Annotated in this window: 25 protein-coding genes and 1 pseudogene; 15 read left to right on the forward strand and 11 right to left on the reverse strand. The window is 64.5% G+C overall.

The window, feature by feature from the left end:
- Window positions 1-71 precede the first annotated feature (71 nt).
- Window positions 72-1,316, reverse strand: coding sequence for a hypothetical protein (locus E0T84_RS04390; RefSeq protein WP_138743897.1), 1,245 nt, complete (start codon window positions 1,314-1,316; stop codon window positions 72-74).
- A gap of 313 nt (window positions 1,317-1,629) precedes the next feature.
- Between E0T84_RS04390 and E0T84_RS04395 the strand changes: the two genes are divergently transcribed.
- The 5 genes from E0T84_RS04395 (at window position 1,630) to E0T84_RS04415 (ending at window position 4,320) form a co-directional block, all read left to right on the forward strand.
- Entirely contained in the window at window positions 1,630-2,208 is a 579-nt protein-coding gene (locus E0T84_RS04395) for an Ltp family lipoprotein (RefSeq protein WP_171054914.1), read from the forward strand.
- A 52-nt stretch (window positions 2,209-2,260) separates the two neighbouring features.
- Window positions 2,261-2,641, forward strand: coding sequence for a hypothetical protein (locus tag E0T84_RS04400; protein ID WP_138743898.1), 381 nt, complete (start codon window positions 2,261-2,263; stop codon window positions 2,639-2,641).
- A 21-nt stretch (window positions 2,642-2,662) separates the two neighbouring features.
- Window positions 2,663-3,307: a vWA domain-containing protein gene (locus E0T84_RS04405; protein ID WP_138743899.1), complete on the forward strand. Its 645-nt coding sequence runs from the start codon at window positions 2,663-2,665 to the stop codon at window positions 3,305-3,307.
- Window positions 3,308-3,453: 146 nt separating this feature from the next.
- A complete protein-coding gene (locus tag E0T84_RS04410) occupies window positions 3,454-3,840 on the forward strand; it encodes a hypothetical protein (protein WP_138743900.1) in 387 nt (128 codons plus the stop codon).
- A 159-nt stretch (window positions 3,841-3,999) separates the two neighbouring features.
- A complete protein-coding gene (locus E0T84_RS04415; protein ID WP_138743901.1) occupies window positions 4,000-4,320 on the forward strand; it encodes a hypothetical protein in 321 nt (106 codons plus the stop codon).
- On the opposite strand, the gene E0T84_RS04420 is transcribed toward E0T84_RS04415, so the two are convergent.
- Together E0T84_RS04420 and E0T84_RS04425 are read right to left on the reverse strand one after the other, a co-directional pair.
- A protein-coding gene (locus E0T84_RS04420; protein WP_138743902.1) for an IS3 family transposase occupies window positions 4,289-5,451 on the reverse strand; the annotation gives its coding sequence in 2 pieces (ribosomal slippage) (window positions 4,289-5,164 and window positions 5,167-5,451; 1,161 coding nt in all). The two genes, E0T84_RS04415 and E0T84_RS04420, sit on opposite strands and share 32 nt — an antisense overlap.
- A 257-nt stretch (window positions 5,452-5,708) precedes the next feature.
- The gene (locus E0T84_RS04425; protein ID WP_138743903.1) at window positions 5,709-6,686 is read right to left on the reverse strand and encodes a metallophosphoesterase; all 978 of its coding nucleotides are present in this window, start codon (window positions 6,684-6,686) and stop codon (window positions 5,709-5,711) included.
- 235 nt (window positions 6,687-6,921) lie between these two features.
- On the opposite strand from E0T84_RS04425, the gene E0T84_RS04430 reads away from it, so the two are divergent.
- Both E0T84_RS04430 and E0T84_RS04435 read left to right on the forward strand, forming a co-directional pair.
- Window positions 6,922-7,725 carry a hypothetical protein gene (locus tag E0T84_RS04430; RefSeq protein WP_138743904.1) on the forward strand — a complete coding sequence of 268 codons (804 nt, stop codon included), beginning with the start codon at window positions 6,922-6,924 and terminating at the stop codon, window positions 7,723-7,725.
- The gene (locus E0T84_RS04435; RefSeq protein WP_138743905.1) at window positions 7,722-8,114 is read left to right on the forward strand and encodes a hypothetical protein; all 393 of its coding nucleotides are present in this window, start codon (window positions 7,722-7,724) and stop codon (window positions 8,112-8,114) included. The genes E0T84_RS04430 and E0T84_RS04435 overlap by 4 nt, the downstream gene beginning before the upstream one ends.
- Window positions 8,115-8,159: 45 nt before the next feature.
- On the opposite strand, the gene E0T84_RS32195 is transcribed toward E0T84_RS04435, so the two are convergent.
- The 7 genes and pseudogenes from E0T84_RS32195 to E0T84_RS04465 form a co-directional block, all read right to left on the reverse strand.
- Window positions 8,160-8,732 carry an AAA family ATPase gene (locus E0T84_RS32195; RefSeq protein ID WP_249383572.1) on the reverse strand — a complete coding sequence of 191 codons (573 nt, stop codon included), beginning with the start codon at window positions 8,730-8,732 and terminating at the stop codon, window positions 8,160-8,162.
- Complete coding sequence (locus tag E0T84_RS32200) at window positions 8,635-9,249, reverse strand: hypothetical protein (protein WP_249383573.1); 615 nt, start codon at window positions 9,247-9,249, stop codon at window positions 8,635-8,637. The genes E0T84_RS32195 and E0T84_RS32200 overlap by 98 nt, the downstream gene beginning before the upstream one ends.
- Complete coding sequence (gene pnuC / locus E0T84_RS04445) at window positions 9,246-9,905, reverse strand: nicotinamide riboside transporter PnuC (RefSeq protein WP_138743906.1); 660 nt, start codon at window positions 9,903-9,905, stop codon at window positions 9,246-9,248. Before pnuC ends, E0T84_RS32200 begins: the two co-directional genes overlap by 4 nt.
- A gap of 17 nt (window positions 9,906-9,922) precedes the next feature.
- A pseudogene (locus tag E0T84_RS04450) lies at window positions 9,923-10,995 on the reverse strand (HNH endonuclease domain-containing protein).
- A gap of 90 nt (window positions 10,996-11,085) precedes the next feature.
- Window positions 11,086-11,367 (reverse strand): type II toxin-antitoxin system RelE/ParE family toxin, encoded by a 282-nt coding sequence (locus E0T84_RS04455; protein WP_070187395.1) that lies wholly within the window; start codon window positions 11,365-11,367, stop codon window positions 11,086-11,088.
- Complete coding sequence (locus E0T84_RS04460; protein ID WP_070187418.1) at window positions 11,364-11,639, reverse strand: type II toxin-antitoxin system Phd/YefM family antitoxin; 276 nt, start codon at window positions 11,637-11,639, stop codon at window positions 11,364-11,366. Before E0T84_RS04460 ends, E0T84_RS04455 begins: the two co-directional genes overlap by 4 nt.
- 73 nt (window positions 11,640-11,712) lie before the next feature.
- Window positions 11,713-12,204, reverse strand: coding sequence for a hypothetical protein (locus tag E0T84_RS04465; RefSeq protein WP_249383574.1), 492 nt, complete (start codon window positions 12,202-12,204; stop codon window positions 11,713-11,715).
- Between the two features lie 406 nt (window positions 12,205-12,610).
- Here E0T84_RS04465 and E0T84_RS04470 point away from each other — a divergent pair, with 406 nt between their 5' ends.
- From E0T84_RS04470 to E0T84_RS04505, 8 genes are all read left to right on the forward strand, one after another.
- Window positions 12,611-13,009, forward strand: coding sequence for a DUF4143 domain-containing protein (locus tag E0T84_RS04470; RefSeq protein WP_212757696.1), 399 nt, complete (start codon window positions 12,611-12,613; stop codon window positions 13,007-13,009).
- A gap of 161 nt (window positions 13,010-13,170) precedes the next feature.
- On the forward strand, window positions 13,171-14,862 hold the full coding sequence (locus tag E0T84_RS04475; RefSeq protein ID WP_138743907.1) for a DUF6398 domain-containing protein: 1,692 nt from the start codon (window positions 13,171-13,173) through the stop codon (window positions 14,860-14,862).
- A 149-nt stretch (window positions 14,863-15,011) separates the two neighbouring features.
- Entirely contained in the window at window positions 15,012-15,311 is a 300-nt protein-coding gene (locus E0T84_RS04480) for a hypothetical protein (RefSeq protein WP_249383575.1), read from the forward strand.
- On the forward strand, window positions 15,308-15,619 hold the full coding sequence (locus tag E0T84_RS04485) for a type II toxin-antitoxin system PemK/MazF family toxin (RefSeq protein ID WP_070946287.1): 312 nt from the start codon (window positions 15,308-15,310) through the stop codon (window positions 15,617-15,619). The genes E0T84_RS04480 and E0T84_RS04485 overlap by 4 nt, the downstream gene beginning before the upstream one ends.
- A gap of 60 nt (window positions 15,620-15,679) precedes the next feature.
- Complete coding sequence (locus E0T84_RS04490; protein ID WP_138743908.1) at window positions 15,680-17,104, forward strand: DUF3375 domain-containing protein; 1,425 nt, start codon at window positions 15,680-15,682, stop codon at window positions 17,102-17,104.
- Window positions 17,101-17,679: a DUF4194 domain-containing protein gene (locus E0T84_RS04495; RefSeq protein ID WP_138743909.1), complete on the forward strand. Its 579-nt coding sequence runs from the start codon at window positions 17,101-17,103 to the stop codon at window positions 17,677-17,679. The genes E0T84_RS04490 and E0T84_RS04495 overlap by 4 nt, the downstream gene beginning before the upstream one ends.
- Window positions 17,672-21,055, forward strand: coding sequence for an ATP-binding protein (locus E0T84_RS04500; protein WP_138743910.1), 3,384 nt, complete (start codon window positions 17,672-17,674; stop codon window positions 21,053-21,055). Before E0T84_RS04495 ends, E0T84_RS04500 begins: the two co-directional genes overlap by 8 nt.
- Window positions 21,052-22,203 carry a Wadjet anti-phage system protein JetD domain-containing protein gene (locus E0T84_RS04505; RefSeq protein WP_138743911.1) on the forward strand — a complete coding sequence of 384 codons (1,152 nt, stop codon included), beginning with the start codon at window positions 21,052-21,054 and terminating at the stop codon, window positions 22,201-22,203. Before E0T84_RS04500 ends, E0T84_RS04505 begins: the two co-directional genes overlap by 4 nt.
- Here the strand turns inward: E0T84_RS04505 and E0T84_RS04510 are convergent.
- On the reverse strand, window positions 22,200-23,297 hold the full coding sequence (locus tag E0T84_RS04510) for a Fic family protein (RefSeq protein ID WP_249383583.1): 1,098 nt from the start codon (window positions 23,295-23,297) through the stop codon (window positions 22,200-22,202). The two genes, E0T84_RS04505 and E0T84_RS04510, sit on opposite strands and share 4 nt — an antisense overlap.
- Window positions 23,298-23,473 lie beyond the last annotated feature (176 nt).

Genomic DNA, 23,473 nt, shown 5'->3' on the forward strand with positions numbered 1-23,473 from the left:
GGCGGACACACCATCTCGATGCAGTGACGTTCTACGCCGGGCGAATCGTGGATAGGGCAGGCAGTGGCGTCTCAGGGCACTCGACGAATCAGTTCCATGATCTGACCTTTGATCGCCCAGGCCTGATCGCCTGTGCGCCCCTGTTGGTCGCTAGATTCGGCGGCAAGCAGTTCGCCTGCTACGCACATCTCGTCCGACGGGTGCCACTGGACGCCTGCACCAAACGGCTTGACGAGCTTGGGCACGAGGCCGATGGCGTTGCGGCGTTGATCTAATAGCAGTTTCGCGATCTCCTCAGGGGCTTCCCCGAGCGCTGCGGCGATCCGGTCCGCGACGACAGGCACGGTTTCCGTGTCGGTGTGGGCCTGGTGTGCGCAGATCACACCGTCGAAAATGCTCTTCACCAGCGCGCCCCACACTGGATGCCGTCCTCGCGGTGCTCGGACCTCGACCTTGAGGACATAGGGAGTGCCAGGGGCGCGGCATGGCGCGTAGAGCTGACCCGGGTTCCGGGCGAGAGCCAACCAGATCTCGGCTAGCTTGGGGTTCCTGGTGAGTTTGCCGACATCGGTCCACTCGAACGAAGCGAGCTTTCGTCCTGGCCGCCAGTCGTCGAAACCGCCGCCACGTGGGGCGAGTGCGTAGCGGTAGGCGTACGGGTACTCAGCGCGGTCCTCAGGCTCCGAGAAGGAGTGACCATGCTCGAAGCGGATTCCGTTCTGGCCGGCGGCTTTGAATGTGCCGATGTTGTACAGCACGCGGTTCTCGACATCAGCGTTGGGCGGTTTGGCGCCAAAGTACTTCGCGTGCAACACCTCACTGGCAGACGGGCGGAGCAGGTTGCACCGGCTCCGGATCTGGGAGCGCAGGCTCAGCTGCCACGACGGTAGTCGCTCGAAGCGGATGTAGTCGTCGGCCCGAGCCTCGACCACGGGATTGTCCGACTGCGGTCCACGGATGGCGAAATGTTCGTCGAACTCCAAGGACGTCGGGGCACTGTCCTCATTCTCGTTTGTAGTCGTGCCGAGGGCGCTTGTCGGGCGGCAGGTGCCACATGGCCGGATTTCCTGCTGAACCGTCGTAATGGCCCACCGCGTCAGATCTTCGAGATAGTCGGCGCAGTGCTTGACATACGACTCAGTCAGCGTCTTCCCTGGAATGCTCCGGCCACCGATGGTCGAGCAGTTGGCGCGGTGCACGCGGGCGTCCGCCGGGCTGTAACCGCGCTGAATGTTGAGGACGTAGCCCGTGGGATGCTCCACCAGCCACCTCAGATAGCCGTCGTCATCGTCGCGGAATTCCACGGTCGGTGTCATGGTGCATCATTCTGCAGGTGCCTGCCGACAGCCGCCCCGGTTGTCGACGAGATCAATGGAATCACAGCTCAAACAAACCCGACTCCAAACCGGGTGGACTTGTCTGGGATGCGTTTTCGGTCATGTCAACTCCGTCATATTGCGATCGGCGCCCGGGCGGGAGCTGATCAGAATGGCACATGCCACCGACAGCAGGGCCGTGAGCCGGCCTCGGCGCGGCGATGCTGGTGGCAGGGAAGGTACTTGTCGGTCGGCTCTGTCATTCTGTTCGGCTCGCGTGTGCGAGCGACACGAACAACGGATGGAGCACACGATGATTACCTACCTGGCGCAGATTGCCGCGACCCACACCGTCGGCCGCACGCCTGCCAATTCGGCGCCTCCGAGCGCCAAATCTCGAATCAACATGAGAAAGGGTGTCGGTGCCCTTGTCGCAGGCATCCTGTTGACCGTCGGTGGCACAGCCCTTTGGTCCGCGAATACTGGGCTCGGGGTGGCTGCCACGTCGGTGCAGTTGGCCAGCGCTGTCACCAGCGTCGAAGAGCGCAGCCAGCCGCACGCTCGCGCTCTGTCGGGACCCACGATCCCGTTGGAGCCGGTTTCGTCAGCGAGCCAACGCAATGCGGTGCGTAGCGCCAAGCAATACCTCGACTACAGTGCCTTTTCGCGTCAGGGGCTCATCAAGCAACTGGAGTACGAGGGATTCTCGACCGCAGACGCGACCTTCGCCGTCGACAGCATCGTCGTCGACTGGAATGTGCAAGCGGCGAAAGCTGCCAAGGCTTACCTGGATTATTCGGGGTTCTCGCGTAGCGGACTGATCAACCAACTCGAGTACGAGGGGTATACCTCCGCGCAGGCCGCCTACGGGGCCGCTGCGGCAGGGTTGTGACAGTGGAACCGCAGTTATTGCGGAGTCCGCAGTTACTGCGCTATAGTGCGTCATGTTCAACCCCTACGAACAGATCCGCCGTCACCTGGCTGACGCCGAAAAGGCCGGTGCCACCGCAGAATCCCTGCGACATCTGCGGCTGGTGCTGACGGAGGTCGGCAAGCTCCTGGACGAGCAGCTCGCCCGCGCCGTCGTCGACGACGAAATGTCGCTCGCGGCGGCCGGGAAAAGTGCCGGCCTCACCGAGAATGCGGTCGGGCCCCGCCTGGCCAATACGGCCCGGCTGGCCCCGTACGCCACCACGGGCGGTCGCGTGACCGCCGAAGACGTCAAACGTGCGCGGAACGACAAGCATGCCCGCACACCGCTGCCGCCCACTCCACCTACCGAACCGATGCGGTTCAAACCGCGCCGAAACACGAAGCGCTCCTAGCGCTTCCGGAAAGGACCGACCATGGCCAACTCGAATCTCACCCACCTTGTTTTCCTGCTGGACCGGTCCGGGTCGATGCAGTCGATCAAGTCCGACGTCGTCGGCGGGTTCGACGCCTTCCTCGTTGAACAACGAGCCGCCGAGGGGCAGTGCATCGCGACGCTGGCGCAGTTCGATCACGAATACGAGGTTGTCTACCAAGGTCTTTCGATCGACCGCGTGCCACCGTTGGTGCTGGAGCCGCGCGGGCGAACGGCACTGCTGGACTCGATGGGCAAGCTCATCACCGACACCGCCGCACGGATCGACGCGCTGCCCGAGGATGGCCGGCCGGGGACAGTGGTTGTGGCCGTCATGACCGATGGCCATGAGAACGCGAGCATCGAATGGCCACGTCCGGCAGTCAAGGCTCTCGTCGAGCAACAAACCAACGAGCGCGGGTGGGAGTTTCTGTACATGGGTGCCGACCAAGACGCTGTCGAGGTGGGCGGGGGCCTGGGCGTCAAGGCTGACCAGGCTGTCACCTACGCACGAGGAAAATCCCGCGAGGCCTGGGTGGCGGCATCCGACAACGTCCGCAGGTATCGGGGCGCGAAGCTCATCGACCCTGTAGCGGCAATGCCCGCCTTCACTGCCGACCAACGGTCCGAGTTGTCCGACGGCTGAGCGCCCTTGAGGTCGGCGCGCTGTCGTTCGCTGAAGGAGTGCCCTTGCCCTGTGCGCGCCTAGTTTGCTGAATGGATCGATAGCATAATTGGCACGGCCGCAACCTCATCCGGTAGATATCGGAGAAATCCTGCGACGATAGGACGATGCCGGACGAACCGAGCTTTGTCGACGTGGTCAACCCGACGCCGGAGGAGATCCGTGACTGGGCGTACAGCGGAGCGTTCGAGCCGATGCAGGACTGGGACCTCGTCATTGCCGACATGGACAACCTGGAATTGCTGCTAGCGCTTATCGGTGATCAAGCTTGCCCTGCCCGGAAGTACCTTCTTGACAGCTTGTACTGCCTGGTCGGCCATTCGGACCACACCGATCATCGACTGTTGGTAGCCGCCGAGACTGCGCGGACAGCTTCGGACGCGTGGATCGCGACGTGGGGTCGGCGCGTCTATCAGATCGCTGAACATCCATCCGATTTCAATCGGTGGGACTGGTGCCGCCAGGACGGTTATCGCTCGAACCCAGACGGATAGGTCAGCGGTGTTCACTGTCAGACGTTACTGATCGGACCTCGCGACGGTGGGTTTCCAACCGAAGATGTCGTTCAGAAAGTTGCCACGGTTCACTCCCGCGTCATGGTAGGAACGTTTGCAGGTGAGTGTTCCTAGCCAGCGCGATCGGAGAGTCGCAGGATGCCGAGACTTGTCAGCAAAGAAGAGCGCCTTGAGCGACTCATCGCGAAGACGCGCAAGCGGATCGATGACAAACCGGAGGTGACGCGGTCGTTGTCGCACAGCCCAGACAGCCTGCTCGGAACGCTGGTACGTGAAGCCGGCTACCAACGTAGCTCTGCCAAGTTGTTGCAGACGTTGGAGCAGCGTCTGCTCGATGAGGGGATCGCGACATACCCCGAGCTCACGGACCCAAGTAACACGCACCGTACTCGAATGGGCCTGCTGCACGATCAGGTGACAGTTGCGGTCACGCGGCCTGACTGGCCGGTGTGGTCATGATGACTTCGTATTCGATCGGGGTCAACCGCCCGAGGCCGGCTTGGCGCCGGCGGCGATGGTAGGTCCGTTCGATCCAGGTGACGATGGCGATCCTTAGCTCTTCTCGTGTGCTCCATCGGCGGCGATCGAGCACGTTCTTCTGCAGCAGGGCGAAAAAGCTCTCCATGGCCGCATTGTCGCCGGCCGCACCGACGCGGCCCATCGATCCGACCATCTCGTAGCGACCGAGTGCGTGAACGAATCGTCTTGACCTGAACTGAGATCCACGATCAGAATGCAGAATGCACCCGGCCACATCACCGCGGCGAGCCACCGCACTACTGAGCGCTGCGGTGGCCAACCGGGACTTCATCCGGGAGTCGATCGAGTACCCGACGATGCGGTTGGAGAACACATCCTTGATCGCGCAGAGATAGAGCTTGCCTTCATCAGTGCGATGCTCGGTGATATCGGTGAGCCACAATTGATTTGGCGCATCAGCGGTGAAGTCGCGCTCGACAAGATCATCGTGCACCGGCGGACCAACCTTGCCGTTCTTGCCGCGCTTCTTACCGAACACGCTCCACAACTGATTCTGCGAGCAGATCCGCCAGGCAGTGCGCTCGGCCATCGACTCGCCGGCCTCTCGGGCCTCTTCGACCAGGTAGCGGTACCCGAACTCGGGGTCGTCCTTATGGGCGTCGAACAGCACGTTGGCGCGGTAGGCCTCGACGAGTTCGGCGTCGGTGATGGGATGGGCCCGCCAGCGGTAGTAGGGCTGGCGGGCGAGCTTGAGGACCCGGCACGTCACCGCGACGGGGATCCCGTCGGCGGCGAGCTCACTTACGAGCGGGTAGAGCCTTTTCCCGGAAGGTTGGCCTGCGACAGATAGGCCGTGGCCCGGCGCAGGACTTCATTCTCCTGCTCCAACAACTTGATCCGACGCCGCGCGTCGCGCAGCTCAGCGGACTCGCTGGTGCTCTTGCCCGGCTTGCCGCCTTCGTCGATGTCGGCTTGGCGCATCCACTTGTGCAGCGTCACCGGGTGAACACCGAAATCGGTGGCGATCTGCTCGATCGTCGCACCGTCATCTCGGTTGCGAGCAACGCGCACGACGTCGTCGCGGAACTCACGGGGGTAGGGCCTAGGCACACTGACATCCTTCCAGCCTGCCCACGCTGGGCAAGCCAACTCAGATGTCACCTGATCGTGCAGCAGACCCGCCCACAGGGATCCTGATGCGTAGCTATTGTGGCTATATCGCGGTCCAGGAGTGGATAGATAGCCCGTATCACCTGCATAAAGCAATTATATCGGTGGTCCACCGACACCCCTGCTTCTATTTGCTGCTGGGCCGTGCGATAGCTGGCAGTGACGTGGCGGGGCACTTCACCGCGCTAGCGCCGCATTCAGGCCGACGGCACGTAATGCTCTGGGCGGATCCGCTTTTCGCCTGACCAGCGGTAGGCGGTCAAGGTGCCGCCCTGCACCGCGCTGAAGTCCACGCACGCGGTGTAGTCGGTCCAGTCGTGCAGGTGCTTGGGCGAACCCTGCCGCCAGTAGTGCCCGTAGAACACCGGGACCCCCGCCGGATAGACGTAAGTCCGGTCGTTGCCGGACAGCTCCTTCTCGGGAAGTGGCGGGTAGGGCTCACCGCTGGCCGTGGTGTAGTTGCCGCCCATTTCCGCGAGGTCCCGCAGGGTGCGGGCCTCGCTGTTCCACCACCGCACCCGTGCACTGTCACGCGGGTTGTCGTCCTTGTCGCGGTACGCCGGTTGGTCGCGGTCGACCAGGCTGATCTCCGGGCCCTTGAGCAGGGTCTCGATAGCGTCGTACAGCGGATTGTCTTTGTCGGTGGCGGCGACGAGGTGATTGGTATCGCCGAACGGTGTGCTTGAGCCACACTGCTTTTCGACGACGGCGATCGAATCCTGGTGCCAGCAGGCATGCACGACCCGCAGGCCGCCGAGATCCAGCCACAGCGGGATGGTGGTGAACCACTCCAGGGATCGACGGCGGTCAGCGCCGGTGACCTGATCGAGAAACGCCTTGTGCTGCTTGGTGTTCTTTGCAGAATGCGCACGTAGGTACTTGCCGCTGTCTGCCGGCCATTCGGTGTCGTAGGCCAGTGCGTTGAACTCATGGTTGCCCATCACGATCTTCGCGCTGCCGGCGTCGACCATGTCGTTGGCGATCTGCAGAACCTCCAGCTGTTCGTCGCCGCGGTCGATCAGGTCACCGACATAGATGACCTGCCGCTCGGGGTGCCGATATTCGCTCGGTCTGCTGGTTCTCCGATATCCGAGCTCGGCGAGCAACGCCTTCAGCTGTGTGGCGCATCCGTGGACATCGCCGATGATGTCGTAGCCCTCGGGGGAATCGCTCATCGGGTGGCTCCCTTCGTGTCGTCGGGGCACTCGCGTCAGGGCGTCCAGTCGGAGCTGGTGACGGCATCTCTTGACGCATCGTCAGGATAACCGGCGCCCCCGACAAGTCGTGTGCCCGTCGGCGTATCCGAACGCTTGTCGGTGGTCGGTGTGATACTGGCCGGCTCCCCGCGAGCGCCAGCGGATTACCCCGTGGAGCCGTTCTGGCCCAAGCGAATCAACGACAGGAGGAGAGATGAGCGAGAAACGCTCCTCGGACGGGTCCAATGCCGTCGGCGGACTGGTCTTTTTCGTCATCGTGCTCATCGCCCTGGTGCCGAAGCCGGTCTGGATCGCCCTCGGGGTCATCACTGCGGTGGTGATGCTGGGCTGGATTTCCTACAAGATCACCGTTGCCTTGGAGAAGCGCAGCTATGAGGCGCACGAACGGGAACGAGCGCAGCAGGTGGCGCGGACTGCGGCCGCCAAGCGTGAACGCGAAGAGCGAGTGCGCAAGGAAAAGCAACGCCGCATCGACACGCTCGGCAAGGACAATGCCGCACGCCTGGAATCCGCGCTGAGCGCGGTCAGGCAGGTGACGGCGTCCGAAGCCGCCCGCGCCGGATGGCTGGGCGATGTCGACTTCAGCGCTGACATCAAGGGGATCACTGACAATTTCGAGAAGGCGCACGCCTTGGGTGCGGTGACGAGCAAGCTCTCGGCATTGGATAAACCCAGTGCCGAGGACCGCAAGATCCTCGCTGAGGCCAAGGCCACCATCGCGAACCTGGAACGCGCCGCGGTCGAGCGCGTGGAACTCGTCGGCAAGTGCGCCAAGGAAGCGCAACTGATCGACAAGTCGCTACGCACCGAACGCGAGGACGCTCGGGTCGCAGACCAGCGCACCGAACTGCACGCGAAGTTGAGTGCCATGTTGTACGGCATTGAGGCCACCCCAGAAACCATGCAGCAGGACTCGGCGGTCGACGCCGTGATGGCGCGCGTGCAGGCATACCGGGACATCAAGAGCCGATTGATGATTGGAGGTGTAGAGGAATGAGTCGTGAAACGAGACTGAGCCGCAAGTCAGCGGTCGAACTGGACGACGACCTGTTGGAGCGCATCAAGGAGGTGGTCACCGACAGCGATGTCATCGAGACCTTGAGCAACAAGCGCACCAATTGGGTGACGTCGTTCGACCGCATGGGGGTGCGGGTGGAGACCGAGCGGTCCCGGGCACATGCCGCCGGACCTCAGCTGGTGCCCGCATGGATGATCGTCGTGGCCTGGGAACAGTTGTGTAAGAACGGAACTCTCAGCCACATCGAGTTGCTCAACGACCTGAAGGTTATGCGGTCGGCGTTCGTCTGTGCGTTGCTCGCGCAGTTCCCCGATGTCGTGGTCGTACAGGATCGCCCGGCGGTCCTGGAAAAGATCATCAACCGGTGAGCGAGAACTCGATCGTGGGGTGCCCGCAGCGGAGGGTGCCTGATCCTACGGCGTCCCCTCAAACCCCGGCCCGCGCAACGGTTTCCCAAACCGCGCTCGCAACTCCAACAGGGGCTCGATCGTGCGGACCGCGAGATCGAGGCGCTGCTCCAGCGTCCCGGTCAACAGCACCCACGAGTGCCCGGCTGCGGTCAGCGCGTCAGCGAACCAACCCGTCATCGCGGCCCGGATCGCCAGGTCCCCTTCCCGCATCCCGTCGTCGTGCCACGGCACGCCCTCGTGGTCGGTGAGCAGATACACCGCCCGCGGCGGGACCTCCGTCCAGGGGCCGCCGGACGCGTCGCCGAGGTAGCGGCGCTTCCAGATCGCGGTGGCGAACGCATCGGTATCGCAGATCAAGACGGGTGAGCCGGTCCGCGCTGCCTGTTCCTCGAGCCTGGTCTGCTCAGGCCCGATGGCATCGAAATCGGCAACATCCCAATGCAGTTCGGTGATATCCACGCCGGGGTTCGCGGCCCACTTAAGATCGGTGTACTCGCGCCCGTACTCCGGCACGCATTGCGTGGCGGCCCACGCCCCTCCGCGCGCGGCATAGTGACGGGCCAACCGTTCGGCCACCGTCGTCGTCCCCGTCGACTCGGCCCCCACCACCACGACGCGTGTGATCAATCCGGCCCGGGTGGCCGGAGCCAACTCGTGCCAGCGGCCCGCGAGATCGGTACGCACCGCAGTGCTGCTCCCGGGTGCGCCCCGTCCTCACGGCGGTCGCGCCGAACCACCGGGCGAGCTCGTCGACATAGTCGTCACCGCTGAACACCGCGTCGATGTCCGGCGCGGCACCGGCGGCCCGCACCCCGGCCCGCATTGCCGCGACCTGAGCCGCCCACACCCGCTCGTCGGTCACGTCGACCGGTGCATCACAAGGGATTCCGGCGATCCGCACGTTCGCATCGCGCTCGTGTTCCTCACGCAGCCACGCCATCCGATCCGCCAGCGGAATCGTCTCGACCGCCGCGGCCATCACCAGCACGGTGAACCGGTCGCAGCGTGCCGCGGCGGCCCGGATCGCCTCGTGATGCCCGAGCCGCGGCGGATAGAACTTGCCGATCATCAGGCCGTGCCGGAACTTGGTCATCGCACCGCGCTGTCTGCAGGCAGGGCCTCGTCGGCCGGCGCCAGTTCGCGTGCCCAGGCTCGCAGCCCGGCGATGCACAAACCGAGGAACAATACGTACACCGCTGCGGTGAGGATCAGCCCCTGGCTGAGATAGAGCGGGATGAAGATGCAGTCGGCGGCGATCCAGAAGTACCAGGTCTCGATTCGCCGGGTGTTGAGCAGCCACTGGGCGATCAACGACAGGCACGTCGTCACCGCGTCCAGGAACGGGGCCGCGTCATGTGCGGCCGTCAGGATGACATACAGAACCCAGGTGCCCAGCACCAAGAACACCGCGCACCAAGCCAACTCGGCCCGACCGCTGCGGCGCACCACGGTGGTGCCGGTGTCGGCCCGGCCTCGCAGCCACTGCCACCACCCGGTGAAACCCAGGGCGATATAGAGCACCTGCAGGCCCGAGGCCGCCCACAGACTGGCCGAGGTGAACAGCACCAGGAAGAACGCGTTGTTGGCGATCCCGACGGGGAAGTTGAGGATGTTGCGCCGGACGGTCAGCGCGACGCACAGGCCGCCGGTGACGAAGCCGAGGAACTCGGCCCAGCTGACCGCATCGGTGCCGATCGTGAAGAGCGCAGTGTTCAGCGGTTCCACCACCCGGGCCAGCCAGTCGATCATCTGCCACAGCCTATTGGCTACGTCTTGGCCCACCACGGCGGGAATGCGATATCCAGCCGTGTGCTGGCCTTGTAGCCCGTCCAGGTCGGGATACCGGCTGGCTGCCCGCGGTAGATTCCCCGGGCCGCGGCCACCACCCGGTTGTGCTCTGTTGGCCAACGGATTTCGTCGGAGATCTGCTCCAGCACGTCGCGGTCCCGGTCGAGGACACGATCGACGATGCTGACCGCCGGCAGGGCATTGCTCTTGTCGCCGTTGCACCGACGGCAGGCCAGTACCAGGTTGGCCAGCCCGTCGATGCCGACCAACGACCACGGCAGCACGTGGTCGACGGGATCGCCTGGTTGAAGGTGGGTATTGCAGTAGAAGCAGTGCGGGCCGAAGGCCTCCGTGAACGGTTCACGGACGGCGGCGAGGTCCGTGCGATCCCGGCCGAACAGATGCCCGGCCACGTCGGGCACTTCGGCGTGCAGAAACTTGTTCATGCCGCGGACGTCGTCGACCCACATGATTTCCAGTGCGGGTTTGAGCAGTCCGGCCAGCCGGGCCAACCCGTGTGCCACGCCGGGCATCAACTCGATCGCATCGCCGTGGGCACGCAGGGTCTTCCGGGACACGTTCTCGCCGAGGAACGCGTCGTCGTACAGAAACGGGTCACCGGTTGCCGACCCTGGCAGCTTCTGCAGCCGCGGCAGCGGTTGCTTGGCCATGGCGATCACGATCTTGTCGATCGCCGCCTGATAGTCCTTGGCCGCTCGGACTTTGGCCACTTCCAGCGACAGGCCACCATTTCCCGCGCCGGCCGCCGCGCGAAGCTCCAGCGTGGCATCGATGATGCGCGCCTTCGAACCGGTCCGGCGTTGGCGCAGGACGTGGCCGTCGAAGGTCCGCACCTGCCGCCAGTAGATCCCCAGCACGCGGTGCGCGAGGTCGGGTAGCGATACCCGTAGCCGATCGTCAGGTTCGGCGGCAGGTTTTCGATGCAGTGCTCGATCAGACCCATCAAGGTGGCCAGCTTGTACGTGGCGTCCCGTTGTCCGGTCTCGAGGATCGCCACCACCCGCTGGCCGAGCAGTAGTGGATCGTCCACATTGGCACTTTCTCACACGTGGTGCGGGTGCACGTCGCGGTTGAATCCGGCCCGGCGGTTGCCGCTGCTGCACCGCGTTACGGCAAGCCATCACGCCCTGTAGATGTGGGCGCGGTGGTCGATATCGATGATGAGGATGGTGTGGTTCTCGTCGTCGATCCGTAACAGGATGCGGTAGTCGCCGCGACGTGCACTGCGCGTGCCCTCGAGCTGATCGCGGAGAGGCTTGCTCAGTCGGTGCGGATTCTGCGCCAGCGGTCCGGCGACAAACTCGATGACCGCGTGCACGACGCGGCCGGGTAATCGCGCCAGTGCTCGCCGTGCCGGCGATGCGATTTGGACTTCGTACGGTGGCAGAGCTTCATCGCTCATTGCGGCGGAAGGTTGTGATCAGCCCGGAGTTGGTCGAGCGAAATGGTCTCACCGGCTTCGTACTCTGCAACGGCCTTCGCCACTGCGTCGGTCGTACCTGATCGTGAGAGCCAGTAGATCGTCTCGCGCAGCGACTCGAGATCGTCAGCGGACATCAGTACCGCGGCAGGTTTCCCGTGCTTCGTGATGGTGATGATGTCGTGTGTTGTTTCGGCGCTGTCGACCAGGGCTGAGAGCTTGTCCTTGGCCTCGCCGAGCGGCACTGTTGTCATGCCCGCCATTTTAGCCCAAATATTAGCCATATTGAAGCTAGAATAATGGCCAAATGCTGTATCGCGATCACGTCTAGTCCAACGCCGCGATCAGCGCCGAATGATCCGTCTCGCCGGCAAGCCGTGGCGCATGGTCGAATTCGCAGGTGTGGACCCGTTGCGCGTACTCAGGCGCGGCGTAGATGTAGTCGAGCCGGAACCCGTTGTCGCCGGGGCGGCTGAACCAGGAGTATTCGCGGACGCCCGGATGCAGAGACCGCCACACATCGACGTATCCGGACGCGATCAACCGGCCGGGCATCTCCGGCCCGATGAACTTCGTGCCGTCGGGATCTTTGTCGAGATCGTTGTTGCCCGTGTTGAAGTCACCGATCAGCAGGTCGACCTCGCTGCGTCGGGCCCGGTCGATCAGGGCCTCCCAGTAGGGCAGCTTCGCGTGGGCCTGCGGCAGATAGACACCGCCGACGATGGTCCCGTCGAACTCGGCGCACCACAGATGATGGGCGGACAGATCGCGGCTGAAACGCGATGCGCGGTCGATCGACGTGCGCGACGCAATCAGCACGGTGTTCTGCTTCGGATCGGCCAGCGGGTGTGTGGTCGCGTACCCGGCGCGTTCGAGCTGCGGCCAGGCGCGAGCCGGTGTCGTTGGCCCGGAACTCGGTCACCACGAGCAGGTCGGGGTCATAGCCCAGCAGCCGCGCGGCCAGTGCGTCAGCGTTCTTGCTGCCGCCGTGGCGGATGTTCAGCGTGGCGATTCGCAGCGTCATCGGGAGTGTCCTCTCGCTCGACGTGGAATCTCCAGCGAGCCGGACAGTATGAAGGGGAGGGCTGACAAGCTTTCCCGGATGGGCTGTGGTTGGCGAGGCTGAGGTGCTTCAAGCGTCCCTTCTGTGTCGAAAACCGAGACTTAGATCTGTCGAAAACCGAGACTTGGACATGTCGGAAACACTGACTCATGTGGTGGCAGCGTGTCCCTGGGCACCGCCGCGTTGAAGGTCGGATCGATGGATCTTCTCGCCGACCTGGCCGCCGCCGAATTCCATTTTGAAGCGATGACCGTACGCGACCTTCGTATCTATGCCCAGCCTCTCGGCGGTGCGGTCTATTCCTGGCGAGAGTCTCACGGCCGCAAAGAGGTTGACGCGATAGTCGACACACCAGACGGCTGGGCCGCGTTCGAGGTCAAGTTGACAGGCGATCAAGGCGTCATCGACAGGGCCGCGGCTGGCCTCGTCGATTTCGCTGCTGCGGTGGATGCCTCGAAGCATGGCGACCCGTCGGCGCTCGTTGTCGTGACGGCGACAGGAGGCGGCGGAAAACGCGCCGATGGTGTCCATGTGGTGCCGATCTCTGCATTGGGACCGTAGGGCTCTGGCACACCCGTCGGGCATGCCTCTACCCACCGCTTCGCGAAGCGGTCTCGCGCCGCAATCTTCGCGTGATGGCGACGTACCCTCAGCCTATGTCGAAATCGAACCGCCAACGCCGCGCAGCCAAGCATCGTCAGGCTCGCCGAAACGTCCGGTCGATGAACCACGAGCCGGCCGAGCCGGACCTGTTCGCGCAGATACGGACGGCCCTGGTCGATCCCGATCCCCTGCACCTGCTCAGTTTCGCCAGTACTTTGCTGACCGCCGTCGATCCACGGGGCAGGGACCACCCGTTCGCCCGATCGGAGCAGGCACCGGACCGACCGACCCGCGAAGAGCTCGCCGCGATGTTCATCGACGTCCCAACCCCGGAAACCACGGCGCTGCTGACCGTGCTCGCCGAGCTGGCCAACGACGACGACCTCCTGCATGCCCGTATCCGGCGTGAACTGGCCACCCGACCCGACGCCGGTCCGCAGTGGCTCACCCGGCTGGCGGAGTCGTCGGCCTACCGGGCGGTGCGGATGGCCCATGTCCTCGGCGACGGCGACAACATCATCATCGGGGTGCACCTGGCGGGCGACCACGAGATCACCCTCGTCGTCTACGTTGACCACAATCTCGGCCAACTGGTCAAGGACGCCTTCGTGGTGTCTGAACCGATCTCCGTCATCGTCGACCAGTATCAGCGCATCGCTGAGGAACCCGACGTGGTCTGGGAGGAACTCAGTCTGGCTGACGCGCGGGCGTGGGTCGAGGAGGCGATCAAGATTGGCGCCATCACCTTCCCGCCAGTTGAAACCGAATCCTGGCCGGCGTGCCGTCCGCTGATCGAGTGGGTCACCCGAGGTTTGCCCGGAGGTGGATCCGGCTATCAACGGCCGCAGTGGGATTCGAACGAACTCAGCCGGCTGACGGATCGGTTCTTCGCCTCGCAGTGGGGGCGTCCGCTTGACGACGGCGATCATCGCGACCTGCTCGAGTCACTGCTCTGGTACGGCACGGACTATGGCCCAGGCGATCCGCTGCGGTGGAGCAGCGTGCAGGTCGAGATACTGTTCATGGACTGGTTGCCTCGCAAGATCGTCGCCCCCGCCGAATATCTGGCCGAGGCGCCGGAGCTGTTGCGGGCCTTTGTGCGCTTTGCGCACAACGAATCTGGCGTAGGCGCTGACCTGACAGATCAGACGCTGGCCGCGATCGATTACTACGCACCGGAATACCAGAAAGCGATCCGTTCACCCCGGCCACAGGGACCCGCGGCACTGCTCGACGCGCTCGGAGAGTTCGACGAGCCGTCCTGGTACCAGGAGATGGAGTTGGAGTCCTTGGCTCGGCAGGTGGGCGGCGAGGAGCAGCTGGACCAGCTGAACACCGTGCCGTTGCCCGACGAGCCATTCGACTGGTCAGGTATTCCCGATGACGTGACACCGCGGGTGGCCGAAGTGCTGGAACTGGCGGACAGCTGCTGTGACGCACTGCTCGACGTCGAATACCGCACCGTCGCTCGGAGGGTGCTCGCACGCGTCGCCTCCGAGGGCCCTGAAGTGTTCAGGCGCAAGGCGCGTGCGGACACGGCGGCCGCCGCCGTGGTGTGGATCGCGGGCAAGGCGAACGGCCAATGCGAACTGGTTGCGGGACCCCTTCGCCTTCGATCTGCCGACATCACACGGCATTTCAATGTCAAGAGCAGTCCGTCGCAGCGTGCCGAGGTCATGCTGCGGGCCGCCGGCTTCCCGGGCCACCACCTCGACGTGGAACTCGGCTCACCCGACTTTCTGACCGCTGAGCGTCGCGAACAGATCATCCGACGGCGCGACGACCTTCGGGGGCAGATCGCGCAGCTGTGAACGGCGCGGACGGTGTATGCCAGAGCCCGTGAGTAGCGTCCGCGACATGGGTGACAAACGGTGTGAACACCAGGTGGTCGTCGTCGACGCGCTGGCGGCCCATTTTGTGCGCCGGATGATGCACTCGTTTTGGGTGTAAAATGTGTGGCATGGGTAAGCGAGTGAGTCTCATTCTGAAAGACACTGACGAGGCTGCGATCGAGCCCTACCTCACCGAAGGTTCGACCTCGTTCGAGGTGTTGCGTCAGTGGGCAAGCCAGCGCGGTGAAAGCGACGTCAAGTCCGAGGCTGGTGCACTCCGTGCCTTGCTGAAGGCTGGGGCCGAAGCTATGCGTGAACATGTCCTCGACGCCGGATATGCGCAGTTTGCGGAAGAGTTCAATGGCGATGCTGCTGAACGTCGGGCGGCGCGCGCACGGTATGTGCGGCGGTCGGAGGCCGGTCGTTGAATAGCGCGACGCGCTGTCAGGTGTACCGGGTCGATTTGGGACACGGTCCGAAACCGTGGGTGATCCTCAGCAACAACTCCCGTAACAGGAACCTTGAGACGGTGCTGGCCGCCCGAATCACCACGACAAGCCGAAATGCGCATCTACCGACAGTCGTGCAGCTGACTGTGGCGGACCCTCTTGTCGGGTACGTCCTGGTGGACGACATTGTGCAGCTCTACCAGGACGAGCTCACGGAGTTGCTCGGCGCCTTATCGGCACAGACCATGCACGAAGTCAGCCAAGCGTTGCGGATTGCTCTTCCCTGAATCAAATACCCGCTCAGTGTCTGCCATGGTCCTGTCGGAGCACTTGCCTACGCTTAGGCCGTGGACTACGACGCGATCACCACGCTCCGGGAGCGGCACCCGGCGTGGCGACTGCTGCGCGCCGGTAACGCCACGTTGATCCTGTCGTTCCTCGGGCAGTTCTTCGTCGAAGGCAACCGTGGTGCGTGCTCGGCCAGCACGGTCGCCGACGCCCTCGACGACCACCTCTACGCGTTGAACACCGATGACGTCCGGTACCCGAAGGAACCGCGGGCCTATCTGGAGGACTGGGCGGCCACCGACGCCGGTTACCTCCGCCGGTTCTACCCACCCGGCGACGACGAAGTCCATTACGAGGTGACACCCGCGTTCGAGAAGGCCTACGCCTGGGTCCTCAGCCTGCAGGGCAGATCTTTCGTCGGCACCGAATCCCGGCTACACACCGTGGTCGAACTACTGCGCCAGATCGTGCACGGCACCGAGGTGCAGCCCGAAGTCCGTTTGGCCGAATTGCACCGTCGCCGAGACGAACTCGACGCCGAGATCGCCGCTGTCGCGGCCGGTGACGTACCCGTGCTGGATGCGACCGCGGTGCGCGACCGCTATCAACAGCTGTCGACGACCGCGCGGGAACTGCTGTCGGATTTTCGTGAGGTCGAAGAGAACTTCCGGCTGCTGGACCGCGCCGCGCGCGAAAAGATCGCTGCCTGGGAAGGTTCCAAGGGGGAGCTGCTCACCGAACTGGTCGGCAGCCGCTCGGAGATCGCGGGTTCCGACCAGGGCCGCAGCTTCCAGGCGTTTTACGACTTCTTGCTCTCAGAGCACCGTCAGACCGAGCTCGCCGAGTTACTTGCCAAGGTATCGGCCCTCGACACCATCGAGCCCGATCAGCGCATCCGGGGAATTCACCACGACTGGTCCGAAGCCGCCGACCGGGCGCAACGCACCGTCCGGCAGATCTCCGAACAACTGCGCCGCTTCCTCGACGACCAGATCTGGCTGGAGAACCGCCGTGTCCTGGACCTGGTCCGGGCGGTGGAGGCCGCGGCCCTCGACGTCCGCGACAACCCGCCGTCGCTCGGGCTCGAGGTCGACGAACCGGGCGTCGGCATCGCGCTGCCGTTCGAGCGCCCGTTGTACCAGCCGCCGGTGGCGGTCGCGGTCGAAAGCCACATCGCCGACGGTGCCGAGGAGGTCGACGCGGGCCTGCTGTTCACGCAGACCTACATCGACCAGGCCCGGCTGGCCGAGACCATCCGCGCCGTCCTGCCGGAGAACTCATCGGCACTGTTGTCCGATGTGATCGCGGTGCATCCCATCGAGCAGGGTGCGGCAGAGATCGTCGGCTACCTCGCGCTCAACGACGAGGACGTGACCATCGACATGGATGACACCGACGAGACCGTTCTGGACTACCCCGACCCCGCCGACCCGGCTGTGACCAAGCGGGCGCGGCTACCGAAGGTCATGGTGCGGCGCCTATGAGTAACGAGCGTGCCGTTGCCGCAGCCATCATCAGGCTGATGCAGGGCGTCGTCTACCGCGCCTCCGACGAGGACAGCTGGCTGACTCTGGAGCGGGCGGGCGCCGGGGTCCGTGACCACTTCGCCACCATCGGCGTCGACGTGGTGGTCGACGACGCCGAGGGTTATGCCTACCTCCGCTCACGACCAGAGGAGGAAGGTGAGGAGGCGCTGCCGCGCCTGGTGCGCAGGCGGGCCCTGACCTACAATGTGAGCCTGCTGCTGGTGCTGCTGCGCAAGCGGCTCGTAGAGTTCGAGACCAGCGGTGGCGAGGGTCGATTGGTGTTGAGCACCGAGCAGATCGTCGAGCTGCTCCGCCTCTTCCAGGCCGAGTCGACCAACGACGCGCGCGTCGTCGACCAGGCGGAGACCACCATCAAGAAGGCGGCCGAGCTCGGCTTCCTGCGCCCATTGCGCGGGCAGCGCGACCATTGGGAGGTGCGGCGCATCCTCAAGGCGTACGTCGACGCCCAGACCCTGTCCGACTTTGCGGCCAAGCTCCGCGAGTACGCCGGGGCGGGGGCCGACGATGAGTGAAACCCCGTTCAGCACAGCAGAGCTCGACGACAGTCACCGCGTCGGCTACCGGCTGCAGTACGCCGAGGTCTACAACTGGGGCACCTTCGACGACCACGCCTGGAGGTTCACGCCCGGCACCGACACCGCGCTGTTGACCGGCGACATCGGGTCGGGCAAGTCCACGATCGTCGACGCGCTCACCACCCTGCTGGTGCCCTCGCACAAGGCGGCCTACAACAAAGCAGCCGGCGCCGACGCCAAGGAACGCACCCTGCGCTCCTACGTCGAAGGTCACTACAAGTCCGAGCGCAACGAGTCCACGGGCAAGTCCCGACCGAAAGGCCTGCGGGAGAACAAGCGCTCCTATTCGGTGATCCTCGGAGTCTTTCGCAACCACGGCCATGACGAGACGGTCACCCTGGCCCAGGTGTTCCAGCAGCGCGAAAGCACCGGGCAGCCCTACCGGTTTTTTCTCACCGCCGGCAAAGAGCTCTCGATCGCGACGGATTTCGCCGATTTCGGCACCGACCTCCGCGAACTGCGCAAGCGGCTGCGGACCGCCGGAGCCGACATTTTCGACGAGTTCCCCAAGTACGCTACTTCGCTGCGCCGGTTGCTCGGTATCCGATCGGAACAGGCCCTCGAGCTGTTCCATCAGACCGTGTCGATGAAATCCGTTGGAAACCTGAATGATTTCGTGCGCGATCACATGCTCGAACCGAGCGATTCGACCGATCGGGTGCGCGACATCATCGGCCACTTCGACGACCTGACCAAGGCGCACGACGCCGTCAAACGGGCCCGCGAGCAACTCGAAGCCCTGCAGCCCATCGTGGACACCGCGGGCAAGTACGACGCCGCGCTCACCGAACGTGGGGGTTTGGAACTCGAGCGGTCGGCGGTCCGGCTGTTCATCGCAGAACTCCGCTCGGCGTTGTTCACCGACGAGATCACACAGCTCGAGGCCGACGGCGCGGCGCTGCTGGCCCAATTGGACACCGCTGAATCCGACCAGCGCAGGCTCAGCCACGAACGCGACTCCCTGATCGAGGAGCGCGCCAAAGCGGGCGGAGACCGCATCGGTGAGTTGGAGCGGCTGGCGGCCGACGCTCGCGCTCAGGCCGAAGCACGGCGGCAGGCAAGGACATTGTTCGATGCCGCGGTGGCGGGCTCCGGGCTGGAACCCGTCACCGACGGGGACGCGTTCACCAATCTGGCCGCACTGGTCGCCACCGCGCGGCCCCGGCTGGCCACCGAGAAACGCGACATCGATACCGCGACCGTCGATGCGCTCGGGCGGGAGCGGGAATGTCAGCGTAAATGCGACGTCCTCACCGAGGAGATCGCGAGCCTGGAACAACGCACCGACAACCTGCCGCACGAGCAGGTCGTGGTGCGCGCCGAACTGTGCGCGGCCCTGGGGTTGACGCCCGAAGACTTGCCGTATGCCGGTGAGCTGCTTGATGTCTACGAGGAGCACGCCGACTGGCGGGGTGCCGCGGAACGCGTGCTGCGGGGGTTCGCCTTGTCACTGTTGGTGCCGCAGCGCCATTACGACGCGGTGACCTCGTGGGTCAACGGTCGCCGGCTCACCGTGGCGGGCCGCGGCGCCAAGCTGGTCTACGAACGGGTGCCCTCGCTTCGGGTTCGGTTGCAGCCGCCGGCGCACGATGGGCTACTGCTGGCCGACTGTATCGAGATCCGGGAAGGCCAATTCGACGAGTACCTTCGCAACGAGCTGACGAAGCGGGCCGACTTTCGTTGTGCGGAAACCCTTGCCGAGTTTCGTAGTGAACGGCGTGCAGTCACCCGGGAAGGGCAGGTGCGCTCGGGCGACCGGCACGAGAAAGACGACCGGCACCGAGTCGACGACCCCAAACGATGGGTACTGGGCTGGGTCAATGAACGCAAGATCGACGCGATGCGTGCCGAGCTCGGCGAGCTGGAGCGCGAGCGGCAACAGGCCAACGCCGAAGCGGAGAGGCTCGGCAACCAGCGGGACGTGCTGCAGAGCAGACTGGATGCGCTCCTGCGCGTCGAGGGATTTCGCAGTTGGATCGATCTCGACGTCGACGAGGCCGTATCGCGCGCGAAAGCCCATGATGCCGAACGGATCCGGTTGCAGGCCGGCTCGTCGCGGTTGGAGGAGATCACCCGTGCGCTGGAAGGTAATGCCGAGGAAACTGACGCTGTCACGGAGCTGATCAAGAAGCTCACCGGCACGCTGGCCACCACGCAATCGGCCCTCAACCGGGCCAAGGAGGAGCGCAACCGAGACGACGCGTTCGTCGCCGGGCAGGTGCAGGAGCGGCTGGAAATGGCACGCGCGTCGTACCCGGCCCTGGAGGAGCGCCTCGGCAAAAACCGGCCCCGACGCGCGGCGGACTGTGCCGACACCGAGTCGACGCTGTCGGATGACCTGCACCGGCGCATCGAGCGGCTTTCCGGCCAACTCAATGGCTACGGGCTGAACCTGGGCCAGCACATGGCGGCGGTGTTGAGCCGCTGGCCCGAGTTGCGAGCCGATATGGATGCCAGTGTCGACGCGCGTGGTGACTTCCTGGCGTTCCAGGAACGGGTGGCCACCGACGATCTCCCACGGTTCGAGAGCGAATTCAAGGAGCAGCTCAACAAGAACGCGATCCAGGAGCTCGCCGGGTTCAACAACTGGCTGGGCCGGCAGGCGTCGGCCATCGACGAGCGCGTCGACCGCATCAACGAGGCCCTTGGCGCGGTGCCCTACAACCCGGGCCGCTTCATCAAACTGGAGAAGGAGCCCACCACCAATCAGGATGTCGCGCAGTTCCGTTCCGATCTGCGCGACCTGACCAACGACACCTTGGCCGTCGACGGCGACCAATACTCCGAGCAACGATTCCTCGACGTGAAGAGGATCATCGAACGCTTCCGCGGTCGCGACGGCTACGCCGAATCGGACAAGAACTGGACCCGCAGGGTCACCGATGTACGCAACTGGTTCGTCTTCTCGGCCTCCGAACGTGACGTCGACACGGGCCTCGAGTGGGAGCACTACAGCGATTCCGACGGCAAGTCCGGCGGTCAGAAGGAGAAGCTTGCCTATACAATTCTGGCGGCCTCGCTGGCCTACCAGTTCGGTCTCGAATGGGGCGCCGAACGATCACGTGACTTCCGCTTCGCCGTCATCGACGAGGCGTTCGGGCGCGGCTCGGACGCCTCGACGCGGTACGCGCTGGATCTGTTTGCGACCCTCGGGCTACAACTGCTGATCGTCACGCCGCTGCAGAAGGTGCACATCATCGAGCCGTATGTGAAAGCGATTGGCATCGTGGACAACCCGACCGGCACGTACTCGCGCCTGCAAACCATGACCATTGAGGAGTTCCGAAACCGGCGGGACAGGCCCCTTAGGTGAGCAAGGGATGGAGCACGCCCGGCGACATTGCCGCGAAGGTCAGGCGCCGGTGGGACGACGGCTCGTTGTTGCGGGCGTATGCCGATGGGGTCCCCTTCCAGTCGATCGAGGTGCCGCTGCGCGGGCCCAAGCCTGGGCAGATCGGCGACGACGTCGCAGCCGCCCGGGATTGGGTGACGGCCGTCGACACGGGGCGCCGCGACGACGCCCGCTACACACTGGAATGGAAATCGGTCGGCGGCAGACAGATCGGCCGCAACCGAGTACCCGTCCGTGCGGTGCTCTCCTCGTATGACCAGGTGTGGGGGTTGCTCGGCGTGACGGCGGTGGTTCGCGGTTTCGACGAGATGCTCGCGGTCGCGGACCGGCATCCGCGGGTTCGTGGGTGGATCGTGGCCAACCCGCATCGTGCGCTGGCAGTGGCTCCCGAGCTGCCGCAACTCATTGCCGCCTACGATTGGCTCGACACTCACCGGCAGTCGCGGCGGTACCTGCGCGAGATAAGTGCCCCGGGGGTGGACACCAAGTTCGCCGAGAGGCGCCGAGCGGATTTAGCTGCGATGCTTGGTGTTTCAGCGTCGGCTTCAGGGTTCCTGGCTGGTCTCGGTCTGCGGTCCAAACCCCGTCTGGTGCGGCTGCGGCCCGCCAGGTCGCTGGGTCTGCCGGCCCCGCTCACCGAATTGGCGGTGCGGGCTGAGGAACTGGCCCGGCTCGATGTTCGACCACGAGTTGCACTCATCGTCGAGAACGAGATCAGCTACCTCAGCCTGGAGGTTCCCGACGACGGTGTAGTGATCTGGGGCAAGGGATTTGACGTCGACGATGTCGGGCGACTGCCGTGGTTGTCCGGCGCCTACATCGTGTATTGGGGTGACATCGACACCCACGGCTTCGCCATTCTCGACCGTCTGCGGGCCTGGCTGCCGGCCGCCCGTTCGGTGTTGATGGACCGGGAAACCCTGCTGGCCCATCGGGACCGTTGGGTGACCGAGGATCGCCCCGCGAAGTCGATACTCACACGCCTGACCCCTGACGAGCAGGGCTTGTACACCGAACTGGTTGAGGACGCATTGGGGGAGCGAGTTCGCCTCGAACAGGAACGGATCGACTGGTGCTGGGTTGAGCAGCGGTTGCGGGCTTGGCTCTAACCACGAACTGCCGCCGCGATCCGGCTGCCGAGCTCGTCTAGCTCATCGAGTACCAAACTGGCACCCCAGATCTGGTCTCGCTTTCGATCGGTCAATGCGCGAATAACGTCGGCGTCGCAAAGCCGGCCGATGGCGCCGAATACGCTGCTGCGCGGCGCGTCGACCAAGGCGACGGCGTCGTCAGAAGTCAGAATGGGTGTGGCAGGTAACAGACCTAGAAGCTTGGCAGCGGCGCTAGCGCGTCGCACCGGACCCGTGAGTTCTCTCCACTGGCCGGGGATTTCGCGCAGGCGTTCCGCTGTGATCCGCGATTCGGCCGAGGCGATCCCGGCGGAGCGGATGAAGGTTCCCAGCAGTGGAGCAAGGTCACCCGAACGATAACTGCCCAGTGCATCGAAGTAGTCGTCACGGCGCGCAACCAACGCCGAGGCCAGTGGTACCACGACACGTGTGGTGCTTCCCCTCCGCCGCAAGATGGTGTTGATGAGGGCTCGGCCGATGCGGCCGTTGCCGTCGGTGAAGGGGTGGATCGACTCGAACTGCGCATGTGCGATGGCCGCCTGCAACAACACTGGCATGTCGTCGCGGTTGGCGAAGGCGATGAGGTCCTTCATGTAGTCCTGCACCGTGTCCGGTGGTGGCGGAATGTAGAGCGCACCGCGTGGGGAGAAGTCGCTGCCACCGATCCAGTTCTGCACGTCGCGGAGCTCGCCTGCGGCCGAAGACTCGGAAGGATCGTCGCGCATGAGCGCTGCGTGGGCCGCGGTGATAGCGGAAAGGCGGATGGGTTTGCGCGGGCCGACCGTTCCGATCATTGCCTCCAGTGCGGACGTCGCCGCAGCCATGGCGACAGCAGAGGAGTTCGCACGGACACCATGCAACGCGCGCGCGTAGTCATCGACGCTGGCTTCGATCTGCTCGATTTTCGATGAAGCCACCGATTCGGTGCGCAGCAGAAGGGTGCCCAATGCTGACAGGTCGTCGGCGTAGGTGCCGTCGAGCTTGGTGATCTCGGATGTCGCCGCTTCCAGATCGGCCGCGATTTCTGAATTGAGAGCGACGGTGCGGTCTGCGATGAGCGGCGGCAACGACACAACGATTGAACGGAGCATGCGGTCGTCGCGGGTGCCGCCGCGGTGCGCCTGCGTCCAATCCCGGGATTCCTGGCGGTGCGGTGGCCATGCGTGTATTGCCGGCCTCATGGACCTCCTAACTCGGACTAACACTACCACTAATCCGAGTTGTTGGTCATAAGTCGGACTAGTGGGCG

It is taken from the genome of Mycobacterium sp. DBP42 (assembly GCF_005924235.1).
Lineage (GTDB): Bacteria > Actinomycetota > Actinomycetes > Mycobacteriales > Mycobacteriaceae > Mycobacterium > Mycobacterium syngnathidarum.

What these genes read in the sequence shown, in the direction of transcription:
- pnuC (WP_138743906.1), bottom strand. Translation starts at nt 9,905, where the DNA reads ATGATCGACTGGCTGGCCCGGGTGGTGGAACCGCTGAACACTGCGCTC.
- E0T84_RS04500 (WP_138743910.1), top strand. Translation starts at nt 17,672, where the DNA reads ATGAGTGAAACCCCGTTCAGCACAGCAGAGCTCGACGACAGTCACCGC.
- E0T84_RS04435 (WP_138743905.1), top strand. Translation starts at nt 7,722, where the DNA reads ATGAGTCGTGAAACGAGACTGAGCCGCAAGTCAGCGGTCGAACTGGAC.
- E0T84_RS04475 (WP_138743907.1), top strand. Translation starts at nt 13,171, where the DNA reads ATGAACCACGAGCCGGCCGAGCCGGACCTGTTCGCGCAGATACGGACG.
- E0T84_RS04480 (WP_249383575.1), top strand. Translation starts at nt 15,012, where the DNA reads ATGGGTAAGCGAGTGAGTCTCATTCTGAAAGACACTGACGAGGCTGCG.
- E0T84_RS04410 (WP_138743900.1), top strand. Translation starts at nt 3,454, where the DNA reads ATGCCGGACGAACCGAGCTTTGTCGACGTGGTCAACCCGACGCCGGAG.
- E0T84_RS04430 (WP_138743904.1), top strand. Translation starts at nt 6,922, where the DNA reads ATGAGCGAGAAACGCTCCTCGGACGGGTCCAATGCCGTCGGCGGACTG.
- E0T84_RS32200 (WP_249383573.1), bottom strand. Translation starts at nt 9,249, where the DNA reads ATGACCAAGTTCCGGCACGGCCTGATGATCGGCAAGTTCTATCCGCCG.
- E0T84_RS04390 (WP_138743897.1), bottom strand. Translation starts at nt 1,316, where the DNA reads ATGACACCGACCGTGGAATTCCGCGACGATGACGACGGCTATCTGAGG.
- E0T84_RS04405 (WP_138743899.1), top strand. Translation starts at nt 2,663, where the DNA reads ATGGCCAACTCGAATCTCACCCACCTTGTTTTCCTGCTGGACCGGTCC.
- E0T84_RS04425 (WP_138743903.1), bottom strand. Translation starts at nt 6,686, where the DNA reads ATGAGCGATTCCCCCGAGGGCTACGACATCATCGGCGATGTCCACGGA.
- E0T84_RS04495 (WP_138743909.1), top strand. Translation starts at nt 17,101, where the DNA reads ATGAGTAACGAGCGTGCCGTTGCCGCAGCCATCATCAGGCTGATGCAG.
- E0T84_RS04400 (WP_138743898.1), top strand. Translation starts at nt 2,261, where the DNA reads ATGTTCAACCCCTACGAACAGATCCGCCGTCACCTGGCTGACGCCGAA.
- E0T84_RS04395 (WP_171054914.1), top strand. Translation starts at nt 1,630, where the DNA reads ATGATTACCTACCTGGCGCAGATTGCCGCGACCCACACCGTCGGCCGC.
- E0T84_RS04460 (WP_070187418.1), bottom strand. Translation starts at nt 11,639, where the DNA reads ATGACAACAGTGCCGCTCGGCGAGGCCAAGGACAAGCTCTCAGCCCTG.
- E0T84_RS04415 (WP_138743901.1), top strand. Translation starts at nt 4,000, where the DNA reads ATGCCGAGACTTGTCAGCAAAGAAGAGCGCCTTGAGCGACTCATCGCG.
- E0T84_RS04455 (WP_070187395.1), bottom strand. Translation starts at nt 11,367, where the DNA reads ATGAGCGATGAAGCTCTGCCACCGTACGAAGTCCAAATCGCATCGCCG.